Source organism: Tepidimonas charontis (assembly GCF_007556685.1).
Lineage (GTDB): Bacteria > Pseudomonadota > Gammaproteobacteria > Burkholderiales > Burkholderiaceae_C > Tepidimonas > Tepidimonas charontis.
This window is the reverse complement of sequence record NZ_VJON01000006.1, coordinates 34,013-53,728: the sequence shown is the minus strand read 5'-3', so window position 1 is coordinate 53,728 and position 19,716 is coordinate 34,013. Positions and strand designations below refer to the sequence as shown.

The window sequence follows — 19,716 nt, the reverse complement described above, 5'->3', positions numbered from 1 at the left end:
CCGTGTCGGTGCGCACTCGGGCCGGTGTGCGCGTGCGCGACGCCCGCGGGCGGTCAAGTCACGGCGCAGTCGCCCCTTCAGCGCCGCGCGCGGCGCTGCGCGGCCAGCACGCACAGCAGGTCGCAGGCCACGTGGGCCGCGGCCAGCGCCGTGATGTCGGCGTGGTCGTAGGGTGGTGCCACCTCCACCACGTCCATGCCCACCAGGTGCAGGGGCACCAGGCCGCGCACGATGTGCAGCGCCTGCGCGCTGCTCAGGCCACCGGCGACGGGCGTGCCGGTGCCTGGGGCGTGCGCCGGATCCAGGCAGTCGATGTCGAACGTCACGTAGGCCGCACGGTCGCCAACGATGGACAGCACCTGCTGCAACGCCCACTCGGCCCCGCGCGCGTGCACGCTCGGTGCGTCGAGCACGTGCAGCCCCATGAAGTCGTCGTTCCAGGTGCGGATGCCGATCTGCACCGAGTGCGCGGGGTCGATCAGGCCCTCGCGCACCGCTTTGTAGAACATGGTGCCGTGGTTGAGCGAGTCGGGACTGTCGTCGGGCCAGGTGTCGCAGTGGGCGTCGAAGTGGATGAGCGCCAGCGGCGCACCGAACCGTTCGGCGTGCGCCTGCAGCAGCGGATAGGTGATGTAGTGGTCACCGCCCAGGGTGAGCATGCGCGCGCCGCTGGCCAGGATGCGCCGGGCATGGTCGCGGATGGCCCCCGGGATCGTGTGCGGGTGGTGCGGATCGAGCCAGCAGTCGCCGGCGTCCACCACCGCGAGCGTCTCAGACGGGTCGAAGCCCCACGGGAAGGGCTTGAGTTCGGCCAGTTGCACGCTGGCGGCACGAATGGCCGCTGGGCCCAGCCGCGCCCCGGGGCGGTAGGTGGTGGCCAGATCGAGCGGAATGCCGCTGACCACGACGTCGGCGCCGCCGATGTCGCGCGTGTAAGTGCGGCGCAAAAAGCTCAGCACGCCGGCGTAGGTCATCTCGGGCCAGGAGCCGTATACGCTGGGGCGGCGGATCGCGCCGTCGCCCGCCGGCGGGGCGTCAGGAAGAAGAGTGGGTGTCATGTCGCGATTGTCGCAGCCGCGCGGCGCGCGTGGTCGGGCTGGCGATGACCACGTCCGCGGCGCGCCAGCGGGGGCGACTGCGCCAGGGTCCCCGGCCGCGTGACGCCGGGCTCGCGCGGGCCGCGAGCGCGCTCAGGTGCCAGCCGGCATCCAGGCGTGGGCCTTCAGGTCGTCGAGGCTCACGTAAGCCAGCGCGCGCTCGTGGCAACTCTCCAGAATGACGGGCGGTGCCACGCCCGCCTCCAGGGCTTCTTTCCAGCGCAACGCGCACAGGCACCAGCGGTCGCCGGGCTTCAGGCCCGGGAAGCGCCACTCGGGCCGCGGCGTGACCAAATCGTTGCCGCGCTGCAGCGAAAAAGCCAAAAACGCCGCCGTCACCTTGGCGCAGATGACGTGTGAGCCCACGTCGTGCGCCGCCGTGTGGCAGCAGCCGTCGCGGAAATATCCCGTCAACGGGTCGTAGGAGCAGGCACGCAGCGGCCCCCCCAGCACATTACGGGCAAAAGACAGGGTCATGGTCGGGCAGCAACGCAAACGGGAACGAATTCGGGCGCGGCCGCGTGGTCTGCGCACCGCACCCCCAATCCTAGGGGGAGCGCCAATTCCAGCGCCGCAGCAGGGGCGTTGCACGCGGCTGCGAACTCAGTCCAACGGCGCCAGGCAGGCACGTGCCGCATCGCGAATCGCGCGCGTCAAACGCTGGGCCGTCAGCGGTTCGCGCTCCCAGTGTTGCCAGTACAGAGCCACATCCACCACGGCGTCGGGCACCACTTCGTGCAGTGGCGGGCGGCCATGCCGATGGGCCAGATGCAGCTCCGGCACCATGCCCCAGCCCAGCCCCAGCTCGATGGCCCGCTCGAAAGCGTCCACCGCCGGCGTGAAGTGGCGTGGGTAGCGCGCCTGCCGCAGCCCGAAATGTTGTTCCAGCCAACGGTCTTGCAGCGCGTCTTTGCGGTTGAAGATGACGGCGGGCAGTGCCAGCAGCCGATGCGGCGTCACCCGCCCTTGGGGAGTGCGCGCGCGCGCGGCCAGCTCAGCGGTGGCCACGCAGCGATAGCGCATCACCCCCAGCGGCTCGGCCACGCAGCCGCGCATGGCGTCGGCGCGCGTGGTCACACAGCCAACCACGGTGCCATTTTTCAGCAGTTCGTGGGTGTGGTCCTGGTCGTCGATGGTCAAGTCCAGCAGCAGGCGCTGGCGCTGCAACAAGGCGGCCACGCCCGGCAAAAACCAGGCGGCGGCCGAGTCGGCGTTGATCGCCACCGGCACGCTCTGCCAGCGCTGGCCGGCGCTGCCGGCGAGGCGCTCCAGCAAATCGGCCTCCATCAGCCGCACCTGCTTGATGTGCGCCAGCAGCGCCTGCCCGGCGGGCGTGGCGCGCACCGTTTTACCGCGCACCAGCAGGCGCTGGCCCAGCTGCGCTTCCAGCGCCTTTACGCGCAGCGACACCGCCGCCACCGTCAGCGACAGGGCCTGCGCCGCAGCAGAAAACCGGCCGTGTTCGACCACGGCGCTCAGGGCTTCGAGTTGACGGGCGTCGAGCATGTTGTGCTTGCAGTTTAAAAAAAAATTGACATCAAGAAAATAACATGAAAAACGTTAAACAAGAATGGTGCCCCGGGGCACACTCGCTGCCATCGTTTCGAAGATATTCGTTCGCACCCTGATCGAGGAGGTTGACCATGAGCACCTTGGCCTGGAGCGCCGGATTGCCTGGCATGGCCGCACCGAGCTTCGTGGCGGGGATGGTGATGAGCCTGTCGCTCATCATGGCCATCGGCCCGCAAAACGCCCATGTCATCCGCACCGGCCTGCAGCGCCGCCACCTGTGGCTGACGGTGCTGACCTGTGCCTTGGCCGACATCGTGCTCATCGCGCTGGGCGTGGCGGGCCTGGCGCGCTTGGGCGGCCTGTCGGACAAGCTGCATGGAGCCTTGATTGGCGCGGGAGTGCTGTTTTTGCTGCTGTATGGCTGGCAGGCCGCGCGCCGCTGCTGGCGTCCGGCGGCCGCCGGCGTGCCACCCGCGCTGGCGACCAGCCCCAGCGCAGGCGACGCCGCCGCGCCGGCAACGCGCCGCCAGGCCGTGCTGGCAGCGCTGGCCTTTTCCTGGTTGAACCCGCACGCCTGGCTGGATACGGCGGTACTGATCGGCACCGCTTCGCTGGCCTGGGGGGCGCAGCAGCCGCTGTTCGGCCTGGGCGCGGCTACAGGCTCGGTGCTGTGGTTCCTCGCTCTGGGCGCCGTGGCGTTTTGGCTGGGGCGGCGCTTGCAATCGGTGGCGGTGTGGCGCGCACTCGACGGCCTGGTGGCGCTGATGATGTGGGGCACCGCGGCGGGGTTGATCGCATCGCTGTTTGGCTGAGAAAGGAGAATCCGTGATGTTGGCTTTCCGGTTCGATCCCCTGTCGCATCGACGCCCTCTGCGTCCGGCCGACGCCCCCATCACCGTCTTCGGCCCGGACTTCCCGTTCGCCTACGACGACTGGCTGGCCCACCCCGCTGGGTTGGGTCAGCTGCCCGCCAGCCGCTACGGCACCGAGGTGGCCATCGTCGGCGCTGGCATGGCCGGGCTGACCGCGGCTTACGAGCTGATGAAGCTGGGTCTGAAGCCCGTGGTCTACGAGGCCTCGCGCATGGGCGGGCGGCTGCGCTCGCAGCCATTCGAAGGCGGCAGCGGTGCGATCGCCGAGCTGGGCGGCATGCGTTTTCCACTGTCTTCGACGGGCTTTTACCACTATGTGCGGCTGCTGGGCCTGCCAAGCCGCCCGTTTCCCAATCCGCTGACGCCGGCGGCCAACTGTACCGTCATCGACCTGGAAGGCCAAACCCACTGGGCGCGCACGATCGACGACCTGCCGCCGCTGTTCCAAGAGGTGGCCGACGCCTGGGCCGATGCCTTGGAGGAGGGGGCGGGTTTTACCGCGCTACGAACGGCCATGCGCCAGCGCGATGTCGAGCGCGTCAAGGCGCTGTGGAACGCGCTGGTGCCGCGCTGGGACGACCGCACCTTCTACGACTTCGTCGCCCAGTCCAGCGCCTTCAAACGCCTGAGCTTTCACCACCGCGAGGTCTTCGGGCAAGTCGGGTTTGGCACCGGCGGCTGGGACTCGGACTTCCCCAACTCGATGCTGGAAATCCTGCGTGTGGTGTTGACCGGCTGCGATGAGAACCAGCACTACATCGTCGGCGGCGTGCAGCAGGTGCCGCTGGGGCTGTGGCAACACGCGCCGCAGAATGTCGTCCACTGGCCGCGCGGCACTACGCTGGCCAAACTCCACCACGGTGCGCCGCGCCCGGGGGTGCGCGCCCTGCAGCGCGCCAGCAACGGCCAGATCGAGGTGACCGACGCCTGGGGCAGCACACGCCGCTACGACGCCGTCCTCGTCACCTGCCAGAGCTGGCTGCTGACCACCCAGATTGCCTGCGAAGAGTCGCTGTTTTCGCAAAAACTCTGGATGGCGTTGGACCGCACGCGCTACATGCAGTCGTCCAAGACCTTCGTGATGGTCGATCGCCCGTTCTGGAACGACCTGCGCGCCAACGGCTGGCCGGTCATGGGCATGACGCTGACCGACCGCCTGACGCGCGGCACCTATCTGTTCGACAACGGGCCGGACCAGCCCGGGGTGATCTGCCTGTCTTACGCCTGGATGAGCGACGCGCTGAAAATGCTGCCCTACGACAGCGCCAAGCGCGTGCAGCTGGCGCTCGATGCCCTGCGCAAGATTTATCCCGACGTGGACATCGCCAGCCACATCATCGGCGACCCCATCACCATCTCGTGGGAGGCCGACCCCCACTTTCTGGGCGCGTTCAAAGGCGCGCTGCCCGGCCACTACCGCTACAACCACCGCATGTACGGCCACTTCATGCAAGACGCCCTGCCCGAGCGCGAGCGCGGTATTTTTCTGGCGGGCGACGATATTTCGTTCACCCCGGCGTGGGTGGAAGGGGCGGTGCAGACGGCGCTCAATGCCGTTTGGGGCATCGTGCGCCACCTGGGTGGTGCCAGCCATCCCGACAATCCCGGGCCGGGCGAATGGTATCCCCATATCGGACCGGTGGCGTTACCGGATTGACGGCCTGTGCGCCGGGTGCCGCCCCGGCCGCTAGGGTGCGGCGGTATGCGATGCCGGCTGGTGTCGATGCGCGTTCGTGCCCAGCCGCGCGCATGGCCCGCCGTCGGCACCGCCCCGCACGGGCCGGCGCGCTGGTCTTGGCGCTAAGCTATGTGCCCATGAATGCGTTGGATTCGATCGTCTCGGCTACATCGGCACCCGCTGAATCGGCGACGACGCCGTTGCGCGTGGCGCTGTGGCAAACCGCCCTGGCGCCCGCCGGCGACACCGCCGCTGCCTTGCAACGCCTGGCCGCCGCGGCGCAGGAGGCAGCCGCGCGCGGCGCGCACTGGCTCATCACGCCCGAGATGGCGCTGACCGGCTACCTGATCGACCCTGCCCAGGTGCGCGCGCTGGCCGAGCCGGCCGACGGGCCCTTGGCCCAGGCGGTGGCGGCTCTGGCGTGCCAGCATCGCATCGGCATCGCCTATGGTTGGCCCGAGTGGCACCCGGGTGGTGCCGCGCCCTACAACGCGGTGCAGGCCATCGCCCCAGACGGTGCGCGCGTGGGGCGGCATCGCAAAGTCCATCTGTTCGGGCGCGGTGACGCCGAGCGCTTCAGCGCGGCCGAAGCCGTGGCGCCACCGTTTCCGTTCAACGGCTGGTGCATCGGCTTGCTCATTTGCTACGACGTCGAGCAGCCGGCGGTCGTGCGCGCGCTGGCGCAACAGGGCGCGCACGTGATATTCGCGCCCACCGCCAATATGCTGCCCTACGATGATGCGCCGCTGCTGACGGTGCCGCGGCTGGCGGCGGAAAACGGCGTGGCCATCGCCTACGCCAACGCCTGTGGCGCGGAAGGCGCCACCGTGTATGGCGGCTTGAGCACGATATGCGGCCCAGGCGGCGAGATCGTGGCGCGCGCCGGGCGGGGTGAGGCGTTGCTCATGGCGACGCTGCCGGCGCGCGGGCTGGGGCCGGATCGGTCGACGCCCGCTGCAGCCGCTCGATGAGGTCGCCAGCAGGCTCCGGGCGACCCAGCAGGTAGCCCTGGATCGTCCGGCAGCCATGTGTGCGCAGCCACTCGAGTTGTGACTCAGTCTCCACCCCTTCGGCTACCACCTCGAGCTCCATTTCTTGCGCCAAAAGCAAAATCGCTTTGGTCAGCGCCGCGTCGTTGCTGTCGTCGGGCAGCCCAGCGATGAAGCTGCGGTCGATCTTGATTTCGGACAGCGGCAGCCGTTTCAAATAGGCCAGGGATGAGTAGCCTGTGCCGAAATCGTCGATCGAAAAACGCACACCCAGCGCCTTGAGCTCGATCATGCGGGCGGCGGCTTGGGCGGGGTCATGCAGCAGCACATTTTCGGTGATTTCCAGCACCAGCCGGCCGGCGTCGGCGCCGCTGTGCGCCAAGGTCTGGCGGACGCGCTGAGGAAAATCCGGTTGCATGAATTGCCGTGGGCTGATGTTGACGGCGATACGCAACGGCACACCAAGCTCGTCACAGCGCGCGAGCCACTGGGTGGCTTCACCCAGCACCCATTGACCGATGTCATCGATGAGGCCGGAACTTTCGGCCAGCCAGATGAAGGCCGCCGGCGGCACCCAGCCGCGTTTGGGGTGCTGCCAGCGCAGCAAGGCTTCGGCCCCGACCACACGACCCAGGGGATCGCACTGCGGTTGCAGGTACAGTCGAAACTGGCCCGTTTGCAGGGCTTCGCGCAAGTCGGCCTCCAACGCCAAGCGCGCCTCGCTTTCCGCCTGCATCGAAGGTTCGAAAAAGCGCACGGTGCTGCGTCCCTCGGCTTTGGCCCGGTACATGGCGGTGTCGGCGCGCCGCAGCAGGGTTTCGGCATCGGCCTCGCGGTCGGGGAACAGCGCGATACCGATGCTGGTGGTCACCGTCACCAAGCGCTCCGATTGTGGCAGCGCATACGGCTGCGCCAACACCGCCGCAAGCTTGTCGGCCACCCGACGCGCTGCGCTGGCGGCAACGCTGAGGTCACGGTCCAGCTCGGGTAGCAAGACCAAAAATTCGTCACCCCCCATGCGCGCCGCGGTATCGGTTTCGCGCACATTTTGCTGCAGGCGTTGGGCCACTTCGCGCAGTACGGCGTCCCCTGCACCATGGCCCAAGCCGTCGTTGATCTTTTTGAAGTGGTCGAGATCGACGAACAGCAATCCGCCGTGGCAGCCGTCGCGTTGGGCACTGGCCAGGGCGCGCCCCAGCCGGTCCAGCAGCAAGCGGCGATTGGCCAACCCGGTGAGTGGGTCGTAGAAGGCCAGTTGCTCGATTTCACGCAGGGCCTCGCGCCGCTCCGTGACGTCGAGATGGGTGCCCGTGATGCGCAGTGGGCGTCCGTCGGCAGCGCGTGCCGTCACCCGCCCGCGCGACAGAATCCAGCGCCAGCCCCCGCGCTTGGACCGCATGCGAAATTCGGCCTCGTACTGCTCGCTGTCACCGCGCAGGTGCGCCTGCAGCGCGCGCTGCGCGATCGGCAGATCGTCGGGATGGACCAATTGCTCCCAGGCTTGGGTGTCGCGGGTGGGGATTTCGTCGAGCGCGTAGCCCAGTATTGCCGCCCAACGCTGGTCCACCACCAGGCGATCGGTGGTCAGGTCGCGGTCCCATAGACCCAGATCCGCGCCCTTGAGCGCCAGCGCCAGGCGGGTGCGCTCGGCTTCCAGATCGGCGCGCAGCTGATAGGCTTCGCTGACATCCCGAAACACCATCACCACGCCAAACAATTCGCCTTCGGCGTCGCGTACCGGCGCGGCACTGTCGGCGATGTGCAAGCGGCGGCCATCGCGCGCGATCAATACCGTGTGGTTGGCCAACCCCACGATCTTCCCCGTTTCGATGACACGGCCGACCGGGATTTCCGCCGGCTCGCCGGTGAGCGCGTTTTCCAAGCGCAGCACATTGGCAATGCTTTGCCCAGTGGCTTCAGCGGCGCTCCAACCCGTCAGTGCCTCGGCCACTGGGTTCAGGTAGGTGATCCGCATGACGCGGTCGGTGGCGATCAAGCCATCGCCGATCGACTGCAAGATGGCTTGGACTTCGCCGCGGCTGGCCGACAGGGCTCGTACTTCGTGCTCGACGCGGCGCGCCATGTGGTTGAAGTCGGCCGCCAGGCGTCCGATCTCGTCGTTGCCGCGGTCGTCACAGCGCGCATCGAGCTGTCCGGCGGCGATCGCGTCGGCGGTGTGGCGCAAGCGCGCCAGTCGCGCGGCCAGCGCCTGCGCATAGGCACGCAACACCCACAGGCCACTGAGCAGCACCACGATGGCGCCACCCAACATGGCATAGGCGGTGCGCTGCCACAGCTCCTGCAGCGGCAGCGCGGAAAAACGCACCTCGACCCGACCGACCACGGCGCCACTGGCCTGCAGCGCAAACCCGTGCGACGGGTCTGCAGTCCCTGAGGCAAGCGACCCCGCTTCCACCACTGCATTGCCGTCAGTGGTGTAGATGGTCAAGCCTTGGATGGCTGCGCTTTCGACGAGCGCTTGCGCCGTCTCCCGCACCGAGGCGTAATCACGCTCGATCATGGGCGCCACCAGAGCCCCCGTGAGCAAAGGCTGCAAGACGGCCAGTAGGCGCTTCTGGTTTTCCGTTTCGGCCCAGCGCATCAGCACCAGCAGCCACACGCTCAACAGCAACACGCCGGCGCAAAACGTGGCCCCGACGAGCAGGAACAGCTGCTGGCGAATCGGTGACCGAAACAGCCAAAGGGGGCGCTGCGCCACGATCACGACCCCCGGCCGAGCTGGCGGTACATCTCCACCACCAAAGGATCCAGCGCCTCCAACTCGGCCTTGCGTGCCGGTACCAGGCCGCCGTGGCCCAAGGCATCGATGAACGCGCGTCCGGCGGGCTCGTCGGCGAAGCTCAGCAAGGCTTGCGTCAGCGCCGACGCCCGATGCGCCCAGCGCGGCGCAGCGTGATAGACCACCGCCGACAAGCCCTCGGGCAATTGCGCCAGCACGCGCACCTGGCGACGCAACAGCTCGTCGACCTGTTTGAGCGTGGTCACCGACACGATCGCAACCTGTGCCTGCCCCGTTGCCAGCCAATGCAGGGAGTTGGCGTGGGTGCCGCTCTCGACGACACGAAAATCGCTGTCTGGCGTCAACCCCAGGTCGCGCAGCGCGCGCAAGCCCAGCACGGACAGGGCTGCCAGGCGATCCGTCACCGCCAAGGTGCGGCCACGCACTGCCCGCACCACATCGGTGTCCGGCGCATCGGCCGCCACCACCAACAGGGGTTGCAGGGCAGCGCGCGTACGCACCAGCGGTACGTGGCCCAGCTCGCGTTGCGCCAACCGGGCCAGAAACAGCGAATCGGCAACGATGTCGTACGAGCCTGCGCGCAGACGTCCCAAATGTTGCGCGTAGCCAGGTGCCGACGCGAATTCCGGTTCGCTACCCAATACGCGCCCCAACACGGGCAGCAGCGGGCTGTAGAGATGGGCCAGCCGACGCGCGGGCAAGTACGGCACCACCCCGAAGACCGGGCGCGTCTGCGCGTGTAGCCCGGGCGCCCAGGCGCCGCAGACGGCCGCAAAAAGCATGTGTCGGCGGGATAAAGAGGACATAAACATCACGCATCCTGGGGGCCATGCAGACGCGACGCACGCGCGGTTCAGCGTTTCCTGATTCAATGATAGCGGCATCGGACCCGTGCCGGCAATGTGACCCTGATACCGGGTCTGTGAGTTAGATCCAACGGTGTGAGAGCCAAGGGTGTGCCGTTTCAGGCGTGTGCGGAGCCGGCGGGCGCAAGCACGTTCCGCCGTGTGTGTTCGGATGCGACCGACGCACGCCCCCAGAACGCTGCCTGCCCATAGTGTTCCTTCAAAAAGTCGATCCAAGCGCGCACGCGCTGCGGCAGGTGGCGCGCGCTGGGGAAGACGGCGTAGATGCCGTTGGGTGGGGCGGCGTAGTCGTCCAAGACGCTCACCAGGCGCCCGGCGTCGATGTCGGCCTGTACCTCCCAGGTACTGCGCCAGGCCAGGCCCAGCCCGGCCAGGCACCACTGGTACAGCACCTGTCCGTCGCTGCAGTCCAGTGGGCCGCGCGGGCGCACGAACATCGGTTCGCGGCGGCCGTTGCCGCTGGGTACGCTGAAGGCCCAGCCGCGCGTTTGCGAGGCGTCCGACGACAGCACCAGGCAGTCGTGTTGCAGCAGATCGCGCGGGTGCCGCGGGGTGCCGCGGCGTTGTAAGTAGGCGGGGATGGCCACGACCAAGCGCCGGTTGTCGGCCAGCCGCACGCTCACCAGGCTGGAGTCGGGCAGGTCGCCCACGCGCACGGCACAGTCGTAGCCTTCGGCCACCAGGTCCACCACGCGGTCGCTCAGGTTGAGTGAGATGGTGACGTCGGGGTGGCGGGCGCGAAAAGCGGGCACCAGGGGGGCGACGTGTTGGCGCCCGAAGCCGGCCGGCGCCGTGATGCGCAGATGTCCGCGCACGCTGTGCCCGCCGGCGCTGATGTTGGCTTCGGCTTGGGCCAGTTCGGCCAGCAGGCGCTGGCAGTCTTCCAGATAGGTGCTGCCTTCGGGTGTGAGGGTGAGGCGGCGCGTGGTGCGCACCAGCAATTTCACGCCCAGGTGCTCTTCCAGGGCGTCGAGCCGGCGCCCGATGATGGCCGGCACCACCCCTTCGGCGCGCGCGGCGGCGGCCAGACTGCCGCGCGTGGCCACGGCGACGAAGGTCTCCATCGCTTTGAGGCGATCCATGGGCTCATTATGAAATAAAAAGTCATCACTGAGTCGGCTTTGATGGGCTCGATCATGACGCCCGATTGCCGTATATTGCCCGCTTCTCCATTGGGGCCGAGCCCGGCTCGGCCGCGCCCAAACACGACAGGAGCACGATCGATCATGACCACCCCGCGCATCACGGTGGGCCGCCTGCAGGTGGCCGAGGTGTTGTACCGTTTCATTGAGGACCAGGTGCTGCCCGGCACGGGCATCGACTCCGCGCGTTTTTGGGCGGGGTTCGACGCCATCGTGGCCGATTTGGCGCCGAAGAACCGCGCCTTGTTGGCCGAGCGCGACCGCTTGCAGGCCGAGCTGGACAAGTGGCACAGCGCCAATCCGGGGCCGATTCAAAACCCGGTGGCGTACCGGCAATTTCTGGAGACGATCGGGTACCTGGTGCCGCCGCCCGGCCCGGTGCAGGTGACGACGGCCAATGTGGATACCGAGCTCGCCGCCCAGGCGGGTCCGCAGTTGGTGGTGCCGATTCTGAATGCGCGTTATGCGCTCAACGCCGCCAATGCCCGCTGGGGCAGTCTGTACGACGCGCTCTATGGCACCGACGTCATTGCCGAGGACGACGGCTGCGCCAAAGGGCCGGGCTACAACGAAAAGCGTGGCGCCAAAGTGATTGCGTACGCGCGCGGGGTGCTGGATCAGGCGGCGCCCTTGGCCCAGGGCTCGCATGCCCAGGCCAGCGGTTACGCGGTGGTGGACGGTGCCTTGCGCGTCACCCTCCAGGGCGGGGCGGTCACGGGTCTGAAGGATCCGGCGCAGTTCGTCGGCTACCAGGGGCCGGCGACGGCGCCGTCGGCGGTGCTGCTGCGCCACCATGGGTTGCATCTGGACATCCGCATCGACCGCACGCACCCGATCGGAGCGACCGACGCCGCCGGGGTGTGTGACGTGGTGGTGGAGGCCGCGCTGTCCACCATCCTGGACTTGGAGGATTCGGTGGCCGCGGTGGACGCCGAAGACAAGGTGCTGGGCTACCGCAACTGGCTCGGCATGATGCAGGGCTGGCTGACCGAATCGTTCGACAAGGGCGGGCGGACGCTGACGCGCGGCCTGCACGGCGACCGCCGCTACACGGCGCCCGACGGGCGCGGGGAGGTCGTGCTGCCGGGCCGCTCGTTGCTGTTCGTGCGCAACGTCGGCCACCTGATGACCAACCCGGCCATCCTGTACACCGACGCCGAGGGCACGGTGCGCGAGATTCCGGAGGGCATCATGGACGCGGTGGTGACGACCACCATTGCGCTGCATGACTTGAAGGGCCATGGCAAGCTGCCCAGCGGCGAGCCGATCCGCAACAGCCGCACCGGCAGTATCTACATCGTCAAGCCCAAGATGCACGGCCCGCGCGAGGTGGCGTTTGCGGCGGAGCTGTTTGGCCGCGTGGAGCAGATGCTGGGTCTGGCGGACAGCACGGTCAAGCTCGGCATCATGGACGAGGAGCGCCGCACCAGCGTCAATCTGAAGGCGTGCATCGCGGCGGCGGCCAGCCGGGTGGCGTTCATCAACACGGGCTTCCTCGACCGCACGGGCGATGAGATCCACACGGCCATGCTGGCGGGGCCGATGATCCGCAAAAACGATATGAAGAGCAGCGCCTGGATCCAGGCCTACGAGCGCAACAATGTGCTGGTGGGTCTGTCGTGCGGGCTGCGCGGCCGCGCCCAGATCGGCAAGGGCATGTGGGCGATGCCGGACCTGATGAAGGCGATGCTGGAGCAGAAGATCGCGCACCCGAAGGCCGGCGCCAACACCGCCTGGGTGCCCAGCCCCACCGCCGCGACGCTGCACGCGCTGCACTACCACCAGGTGGACGTGGCCGCGATCCAGCAGGAGCTGGAGAGAATCGACGCCGACGCCGAGCGCGACACGCTGCTGGCCGGCCTGTTGACGGTGCCGGTCAGCCCGCAGCCGCAGTGGAGCGAAGCCGACAAACAGGCCGAGCTCGACAACAACATCCAGGGCATCTTGGGCTACGTGGTGCGCTGGGTGGACCAAGGCATCGGCTGCTCGAAGGTGCCCGACATCAACGACGTCGGTCTGATGGAAGACCGCGCCACGCTGCGGATTTCCAGCCAGCACGTGGCCAACTGGCTGCACCACGGCGTGGTCAGCGCCGAGCAGGTGCGCGCCACCTTCGAGCGCATGGCGGCCAAGGTGGACCAGCAAAATGCCGGCGACCCCCACTACCGCCCGATGGCGCCCAACTTCGACGCCAGCTTTGCCTTCCAGGCAGCGCTGGACTTGGTGTTCAAGGGCAAGGAGCAGCCCAGCGGCTACACCGAGCCGCTGCTGCACGCCTGGCGCCAAAAGGTCAAGGCGGCTGCGTCTCGGATCTGAGCCTGCGCTGCACCCGTTCGGGTCGCCTGGTCGCCAAGCGTGCCCCGCGCGGGTGGTGGACGCAATCCGTGGCCAGCGCCGCGCGGCGCAGGAGGCGTGCTACGATCAGTGCCAACAGGGGCCATAAACGATCCCGTTCCGAGCCCGTCGCCCTGTACCGTGGCCCATCCGCGCCACGGTGCGGCGGTGTTGATGGTGCCGTGCAGGCACCGGCGGCGCCTGGTCGGTCGAAGGCCCGTCCCCGCTCCCTGACGCCGTTGGCCATGACGACAGACGCTGCCTCCACCTCGCCCTCGGTCGTATTGATCGATGCCAACCACGCGGCGCGGCTGGTGCTGGAGCGGTTGTTGGCCGACGAGGGGGTGCAGGTGCAGTCGTTCGCCGACGGGGCGGATGCCTTGCAGGCGCTGGCCGACGGGCGGCCGATCGACCTCGTGCTGGTATCGCGCCACTTGCCCGACATGGGGGCGGTGGGGGTGCTGCGCCGCCTGCGCGCGCTGCCTGGCCGGGCGGTGGTGCCGGTCATCCTCATCACCGGGGATGCCGATGAGCTGCGCCGCATGCACGCGCTGGAAGGCGGCTTTACCGACGTGCTGCTGCGCGACCGGCCCGATCGCTTGCAGCCATACCTGCGCGCGTTGTTGCAGCGCTTCGGCACCCAGCAGCGCGCGCGCATCTTGCTGGTGGAGGACTCGGCCACCGTGGCCGCTACCACCACCGAGGCGCTCGCCCCGCTGGGGGTGGAGGTGGTGGCGGTGGGCGAGGCGGCGACGGCACTGGCTCGGCTGGAAGCCGAGCCGTTCGACCTCGTCATCATCGACGTCGTGCTGCCCGGGCCGTTGACCGGGCTGGGGCTGCTGTCGGCGCTGCGCAGCCGGCGTGACGAGCTGGCCGAGCTGCCGGTGCTGGCCTATTCTGGCTATGACGAGCGCGCCCGCCGTATCGAGATGCTGCGCCGCGGCGCCAACGACTACCTGAGCAAGCCGATCGACGCCGATGAGCTGCGCGCCCGCGCGGGCAATTTGGTGCGCTACTGGCGGCTGCTACAACAGGTACGGCGCCAATACGCCGAGCTGGCGCGGGTGGCGGTGACGGATGCACTCACTGGCCTGTACAACCGCCACATGCTGGATGACCTGGGTCAGCGCTATGTCCACCGGGCCTGGCGCACGGGCGAGCCGTTGACGGTGATGATGCTGGACCTGGACTACTTCAAGAACATCAACGATCAATACGGCCACGACCGCGGTGACGAGGTGCTGCGTGCGGCTGCGCAGCGCCTGCAGCAGCAGGTGCGGCCGGATGATTTGCTGGTGCGCTTTGGCGGCGAGGAGTTTGCGTTGCTGATGCCTCGGTTGGGCATGGACGACGTTGCCGCGCAGGCCGAACGTCTACGCACCGCGGTGGCGGCAGCTCCACTGGCCGGGCTGCCGGTGACGGTCAGCGTCGGTGTGTGCGTGTGGACGCCGCCGGCCGAGCGCGCGCGCCGCGAAGATGGCTTTGCCGCGGAAGCGCTGCGGCAGCTGCTCAAGTGTGCCGACAGGGCGCTGTACCACGCCAAGCACAATGGACGCAACTGCGCAGAGATCGTGCCGGTGACCGACCCACTGGCGCAGCCGGTAATCGATAACACCGGCGCGTGAGGCGCCAGTATGCCGACCGATGGTCGAGGTCGGCCTCGGTGGGGATGACACGTGCGCTCGAGGCGCCGGGGGTTGGCTTGGCGCGCCCGCGCGGGGGCGCTACCATGGCGGTTGACCACCCGCAATCGAGGAGACGACGATGAACATCCGCCACGACGCCCACGTCATCGGGCAGGGTCGGCGCAAGGTGTTGATGCTGCACGGCTGGTTTGGCCATGCGCGCGGCTGGGGGCCGATGGTGCAGCATCTCGACACCGACGCCTTCAGCTATGCCTTCATGGATTACCGCGGTTATGGGCACCGCAAGGGCAGCGGGGGCCCTTACACCATCGCGCAGATTGCGCACGATGCGCTGGCGCTGGCCGATCAACTGGGCTGGGAGCGTTTTGCGCTGGTGGGGCATTCGATGGGCGGCAGCGCCATCCAGTACGTGCTGGCCGAGGCCGCGCAGCGTGTACAGGCGCTGGTGGGCATCACCCCAGTGCCGGCCAGTGGCGTGCCCTTCGACCCCGAGGGTTGGGCGTTCTTTTCGGCGGCGGCACAAGACGCAGCCACACGCCGCGCGATCATCGATTTGACCACCGGACGGCGGCTGACGGGCACCTGGCTGGATGCGATGGTGCGATCGTCGCTGGCGCACTCGGACGTCGAGGCTTTCGCCGCGTATCTGAACGCGTGGGCCAAGACCGCCTTCGTCGAGCGTATCCAGGGGCAAACGGTGCCGGTGCTGGTGGTGGCTGGGGAGCACGACCCCGCGCTGGGCGAGGCCACCTGTCGCGCCACCTGGCTGCAGCACTACCCCAACGCCCGGCTGGAAGTGATGACCAACGCCGGGCACTACCCGATGGACGAGACGCCCATTGCGCTGGTGACGGCGATGGAGCGCTTTTTGCGCGACGTCATGTCGGTGTGAGGGGGGCAGACGGCATGAGCACCGCCCAGCCGTTGCCGGGATTGGAAGCCATGGGAGCCGTCGATCCGGCCCTCTGCCCCCTGTGCGGTGGCCCCAACGACTGCGCCCTGGAGCGGCAGCGCCGCACGGGAGCCGGGCAGCCGCCGTGCTGGTGCACGCAGGTGCGCTTTGCGCCCGCCGTGTTGGCGCGTGTTCCGGCGCCCGCGCGTGGTCGCGCCTGCGTGTGCGCGCGCTGTGCCGCTGGTGACGATCCGGCTGCCAGCTGAGCAACGGCTCTCAATCCGCCGTCTCCGGCGCCACCGGGGGCCGGCGACGCAGCAGTGCCAGCCCACGCGCCAACCCGTCACAATAACGGTCATGAACGCACCCACTTCCGTATCCACCCATCCCGCCCCCTATCCCCTGTCGCGGCCGCGCCGCCTGCGCCGCGACGTCTTCACCCGTAACCTGGTGCGCGAGCACCACCTGACGGTGCACGACCTGATCTACCCGGTGTTCGTGCTCGATGGCCAGGGTCGGCGCGAGCCGGTGGCCTCGATGCCCGGCGTGGAGCGGCTGAGCCTGGACCAGCTGCTGCCGGTGGCCGAGGAATGCGTGGCGCTGGGGATCCCGGTGATGGCGCTGTTTCCGGTCATCGACCCGGCGCTGAAGACCCCCGACGGCCGCGAGGCGTGGAATCCCGATGGATTGATCCCGCGCGTGGCGGCGCAGCTCAAGGCGCGCGTGCCCAATCTGGGCATCATGACCGACGTGGCGCTGGACCCCTACACCAGCCACGGACAAGATGGCTTGCTGGATGAAACCGGCTACATCGTCAACGACGCCACCGTCGAGGTGCTGGTCAAGCAGGCACTGGTGCAGGCGGCCGCCGGCGTGGACATCGTCGCGCCCAGCGACATGATGGACGGGCGTATCGGCGCCATCCGCCAGGCGCTGGAAGCGCGCGGCTACGTGCACACCCGCATCATGGCCTACAGCGCCAAGTACGCCAGTGCGTTCTACGGGCCGTTTCGTGACGCGGTGGGCAGCGCCGCCAACCTGGGCAAGGCCGACAAAAAGGTGTATCAGATGGACCCCGCCAATACCGACGAGGCCCTGCGTGAGGTGGCCTTGGACTTGGCCGAAGGCGCCGATATGGTGATGGTCAAGCCGGGCATGCCTTATCTGGACGTGGTGCGCCGTGTCAAAGAGGCGTTCAAGGTGCCCACCTTTGCCTACCAGGTCAGCGGCGAATACGCGATGCTGAAGGCGGCGGCCGCCAACGGCTGGCTCGACCACGATGCCGTGATGATGGAGAGCCTGCTGGCTTTCAAACGCGCTGGCGCCGACGGCGTGCTGACCTACTTTGCCCGCGAAGCCGCGCGCCTGCTGCGCCAAGCCTGAGCCACGTGGGGGGCCCGCGCTGCGCTACCATCGCCATCCCATGAAACACCTATTGCCCCGTGACGCCTGGGCTTGGTTGCAGGAGCGCGCCGGCGATCCGCCCGAACGCGCGCCCCTGTTCATCGACGTGCGCATGGAGATCGAATCTCTCTATGTCGGCCGGCCGCCCGGGGTGATCAATATCCCGTGGTACGAGTACCCGGACCTGACGCCGGACCCAGAGGGCTTCGCGCGCAAGGTGCTGCAGGAGGCCGGCCGGCTGGACCGCCCGGTGCTGCTGATCTGCCGCAGCGGCAAGCGCACGCTGGACGCCGGCGCGGCGCTGGAGGCGGCCGGCTTTACCGACGTGGCGCACGTGGTGCACGGCTTTGAGGGCGAGCTGGACGAGCACTTCCACCGCTCCAGCCGCAACGGCTGGCGCTTCGAGGGGCTGCCGTGGGAGCAGATGTGAGCGGCGCGTCCGCCGGCAGGCAAGGAAAGGGCCGTCGATGCGTGTGCCAGTGCGGCGGTGTCGGCGATGAGGAAGGCGGCCGTCTTGGGCGATGAAGCGATCGACGCCAGTGCATTGCCCCCGCCTGCCGCCGTCATGACGGATCGCACACACCGCACGGGTACCGGCGGCAGCGGGGATGCGATCGACGCCACCGCCGCGGCGTGTCAGGCCGTGCTGCGCGATGTCTTTGGCTATGCGCAGTTCCGTGGCCTGCAGCGCGACGTCGTCACACACGTGGCCGCCGGTGGCGATGCGCTGGTGTTGATGCCCACCGGCGGCGGCAAGTCGCTGTGCTATCAAATCCCGGCCATCGTGCGCCAGCGCGCTGGCTACGGCACCACGCTGGTGGTCTCGCCGCTCATTGCGCTGATGCACGATCAAGTGGGCGCGCTGCGCGAAGCGGGCGTGCCGGCCGCCACCCTCGACTCCAGCTTGAGCACCGAGGAGGCCGCGGCGGTGGAGCAACGCCTGATGCGCGGCGAGCTGACCCTGCTGTACGCCGCGCCCGAGCGTATCGTCACGCCGCGCTTTCTGGCCCGTCTGCAGGCCCTGCACGCCGCCGGGCGACTGGCGCTGCTGGCCATCGACGAGGCACACTGTGTCAGCCAGTGGGGACACGACTTTCGCCCCGAATACCGCGAGCTCGCTATCCTGCCCGAGCGCTTTGCCGGTGTGCCACGTATCGCCCTCACCGCCACGGCCGATGCGCTCACGCGCGCCGACATCGCCGAGCACCTGCGGCTGCAGCAGGCGCGCACCTTCGTGGCCAGCTTCGACCGCCCCAACATCCGCTACACCATCGTTGAAAAGCGCGACAGCCTGCGCCAGCTGCAGCGCTTTTTGCAGCGCGAGCACGGCGGCCCGGGTGCTCATGACAGCGGCATCGTCTATTGCCAGTCGCGCCGCAAGGTGGAGGAGGTGGCCGCGCGGCTGGCCGCCGCCGGCTGGCGCGCGCTGCCCTACCACGCCGGGCTCGATGCCGCCACGCGCCGGCGCCATCAGGACCGCTTCCTGCGTGAGGAGGGCCTGATCATGGTGGCCACGGTGGCCTTTGGCATGGGCATCGACAAGCCGGATGTGCGCTTCGTTGCGCACCTGGACCTGCCGAAAAATATCGAGGCCTACGTCCAGGAGACCGGGCGCGCCGGGCGTGATGGCGAGCCGGCCAATGCCTGGATGGCTTACGGGCTGCAGGATGTGGTGCAGCAGCGCCGGCTCATCGACGAAAGCCCGGCGGGCGAAGCGTTCAAGCGCATATTGCGCGGCAAGCTCGACGCGCTGTTGGCGCTGGCCGAGTCCACCAACTGTCGCCGCCAGCAATGGCTGGCCTATTTTGGTGAAGCCAGCGCGCCGTGCGGCAACTGCGACAACTGCCTGCAGCCGCCGCAGACCTGGGACGCCACCGAGGCGGCGCGCAAGCTCCTGTCGTGCATCTACCGCCTGCAGCAAAGCGGCGCGGCGTTCGGCGCCGGGCACGTGATCGACGTGCTGCGCGGCCAGGCCACCGACAAGGTGCGCGCGCACGGCCACGAGCGGCTGTCCACCTGGGCCATCGGGCGCGAACTCGACGAGGCGACCTGGCGGCGCGTGCTGCGCCAGCTGGTGGCGCGTGGCGCGGTGCAGGTGGCCGGGGAGTTCCACACGCTGCACCTGACGCCGGCGGCGCGGCCGATCCTGCGCGGCGAGCAGCCGCTGCACCTGCGCGTGGCCACCGAGGGCCGCCGCGCCGAGCGGGCGCCGCGGCAGGCGCGCGCGCTGGCCACGGAGGCCCGGCTGCCGCTGCGCGAACGCGAGGTGCTGGCGGCGCTGAAGCGCTGGCGCGCCGAGGTGGCGCGCGCGCACGACCTGCCGGCCTACGTGATCTTCCACGACGCCACGCTCGTGGCGCTGGCGCAGCGCCTGCCGGCCTGCGACGGCGATCTGGAGGGCATCCCGGGCCTGGGCGAGAAGAAGCGCGCCGCCTACGGCGCCGAGGTGCTGCGCGTCGTCGCGCAGGCGCTGCAGGCCGCCGGGCCCGCGGAGCCGGAGCCGCTCGTGGCGTGGGCCTGACG

The 19,716-nt window shown here is 68.9% G+C and carries 16 protein-coding genes; 10 read left to right on the top strand and 6 right to left on the bottom strand.

Going from position 1 to position 19,716, the window contains the following annotated elements:
* Positions 1-77: 77 nt before the first annotated feature.
* From speB to argP, 3 genes are all read right to left on the bottom strand, one after another.
* Positions 78-1,058 carry an agmatinase gene (speB, locus tag Tchar_RS03150; RefSeq protein WP_144327639.1) on the bottom strand — a complete coding sequence of 327 codons (981 nt, stop codon included), beginning with the start codon at positions 1,056-1,058 and terminating at the stop codon, positions 78-80.
* A gap of 132 nt (positions 1,059-1,190) precedes the next feature.
* Positions 1,191-1,574, bottom strand: a complete 384-nt coding sequence (locus Tchar_RS03145; protein ID WP_201739285.1) for a DUF2237 family protein — start codon at positions 1,572-1,574, stop codon at positions 1,191-1,193.
* A gap of 126 nt (positions 1,575-1,700) precedes the next feature.
* Positions 1,701-2,603 carry an HTH-type transcriptional regulator ArgP gene (gene argP, locus Tchar_RS03140; protein ID WP_144327638.1) on the bottom strand — a complete coding sequence of 301 codons (903 nt, stop codon included), beginning with the start codon at positions 2,601-2,603 and terminating at the stop codon, positions 1,701-1,703.
* 137 nt (positions 2,604-2,740) lie between these two features.
* Here argP and Tchar_RS03135 point away from each other — a divergent pair, with 137 nt between their 5' ends.
* From Tchar_RS03135 to Tchar_RS03125, 3 genes are all read left to right on the top strand, one after another.
* Complete coding sequence (locus Tchar_RS03135) at positions 2,741-3,421, top strand: LysE/ArgO family amino acid transporter (protein ID WP_236640146.1); 681 nt, start codon at positions 2,741-2,743, stop codon at positions 3,419-3,421.
* A gap of 16 nt (positions 3,422-3,437) precedes the next feature.
* Positions 3,438-5,138 (top strand): flavin monoamine oxidase family protein, encoded by a 1,701-nt coding sequence (locus Tchar_RS03130; protein ID WP_144327637.1) that lies wholly within the window; start codon positions 3,438-3,440, stop codon positions 5,136-5,138.
* 158 nt (positions 5,139-5,296) lie between these two features.
* Positions 5,297-6,130, top strand: coding sequence for a nitrilase-related carbon-nitrogen hydrolase (locus Tchar_RS03125; RefSeq protein WP_161595437.1), 834 nt, complete (start codon positions 5,297-5,299; stop codon positions 6,128-6,130).
* Here Tchar_RS03125 and Tchar_RS03120 read toward each other — a convergent pair.
* The 3 genes from Tchar_RS03120 to Tchar_RS03110 all read right to left on the bottom strand — a co-directional run bounded on the left by Tchar_RS03120 (position 6,063) and on the right by Tchar_RS03110 (position 10,857).
* Entirely contained in the window at positions 6,063-8,867 is a 2,805-nt protein-coding gene (locus tag Tchar_RS03120) for a bifunctional diguanylate cyclase/phosphodiesterase (RefSeq protein WP_144327635.1), read from the bottom strand. The genes Tchar_RS03125 and Tchar_RS03120 overlap by 68 nt on opposite strands.
* A gap of 2 nt (positions 8,868-8,869) precedes the next feature.
* Positions 8,870-9,691: a phosphate/phosphite/phosphonate ABC transporter substrate-binding protein gene (locus Tchar_RS03115; protein WP_161595436.1), complete on the bottom strand. Its 822-nt coding sequence runs from the start codon at positions 9,689-9,691 to the stop codon at positions 8,870-8,872.
* A gap of 182 nt (positions 9,692-9,873) precedes the next feature.
* On the bottom strand, positions 9,874-10,857 hold the full coding sequence (locus Tchar_RS03110; protein WP_144327633.1) for a LysR family transcriptional regulator: 984 nt from the start codon (positions 10,855-10,857) through the stop codon (positions 9,874-9,876).
* 144 nt (positions 10,858-11,001) lie between these two features.
* Here Tchar_RS03110 and Tchar_RS03105 point away from each other — a divergent pair, with 144 nt between their 5' ends.
* From Tchar_RS03105 to recQ, 7 genes are all read left to right on the top strand, one after another.
* The gene (locus Tchar_RS03105) at positions 11,002-13,233 is read left to right on the top strand and encodes a malate synthase G (RefSeq protein WP_144327632.1); all 2,232 of its coding nucleotides are present in this window, start codon (positions 11,002-11,004) and stop codon (positions 13,231-13,233) included.
* Positions 13,234-13,496: 263 nt separating this feature from the next.
* Positions 13,497-14,876, top strand: a complete 1,380-nt coding sequence (locus Tchar_RS03100; protein ID WP_144327631.1) for a diguanylate cyclase — start codon at positions 13,497-13,499, stop codon at positions 14,874-14,876.
* Between the two features lie 139 nt (positions 14,877-15,015).
* Complete coding sequence (locus Tchar_RS03095) at positions 15,016-15,789, top strand: alpha/beta fold hydrolase (protein WP_144327630.1); 774 nt, start codon at positions 15,016-15,018, stop codon at positions 15,787-15,789.
* Between the two features lie 14 nt (positions 15,790-15,803).
* Complete coding sequence (locus Tchar_RS03090; protein WP_236640145.1) at positions 15,804-16,055, top strand: cysteine-rich CWC family protein; 252 nt, start codon at positions 15,804-15,806, stop codon at positions 16,053-16,055.
* A 91-nt stretch (positions 16,056-16,146) separates the two neighbouring features.
* Positions 16,147-17,172: a porphobilinogen synthase gene (hemB, locus tag Tchar_RS03085; protein ID WP_144327629.1), complete on the top strand. Its 1,026-nt coding sequence runs from the start codon at positions 16,147-16,149 to the stop codon at positions 17,170-17,172.
* A gap of 40 nt (positions 17,173-17,212) precedes the next feature.
* Positions 17,213-17,623, top strand: a complete 411-nt coding sequence (locus Tchar_RS03080) for a rhodanese-like domain-containing protein (protein WP_144327628.1) — start codon at positions 17,213-17,215, stop codon at positions 17,621-17,623.
* A gap of 66 nt (positions 17,624-17,689) precedes the next feature.
* Positions 17,690-19,714 carry a DNA helicase RecQ gene (gene recQ, locus Tchar_RS03075; protein WP_408033531.1) on the top strand — a complete coding sequence of 675 codons (2,025 nt, stop codon included), beginning with the start codon at positions 17,690-17,692 and terminating at the stop codon, positions 19,712-19,714.
* The last annotated feature ends 2 nt before the right edge of the window (positions 19,715-19,716 follow it).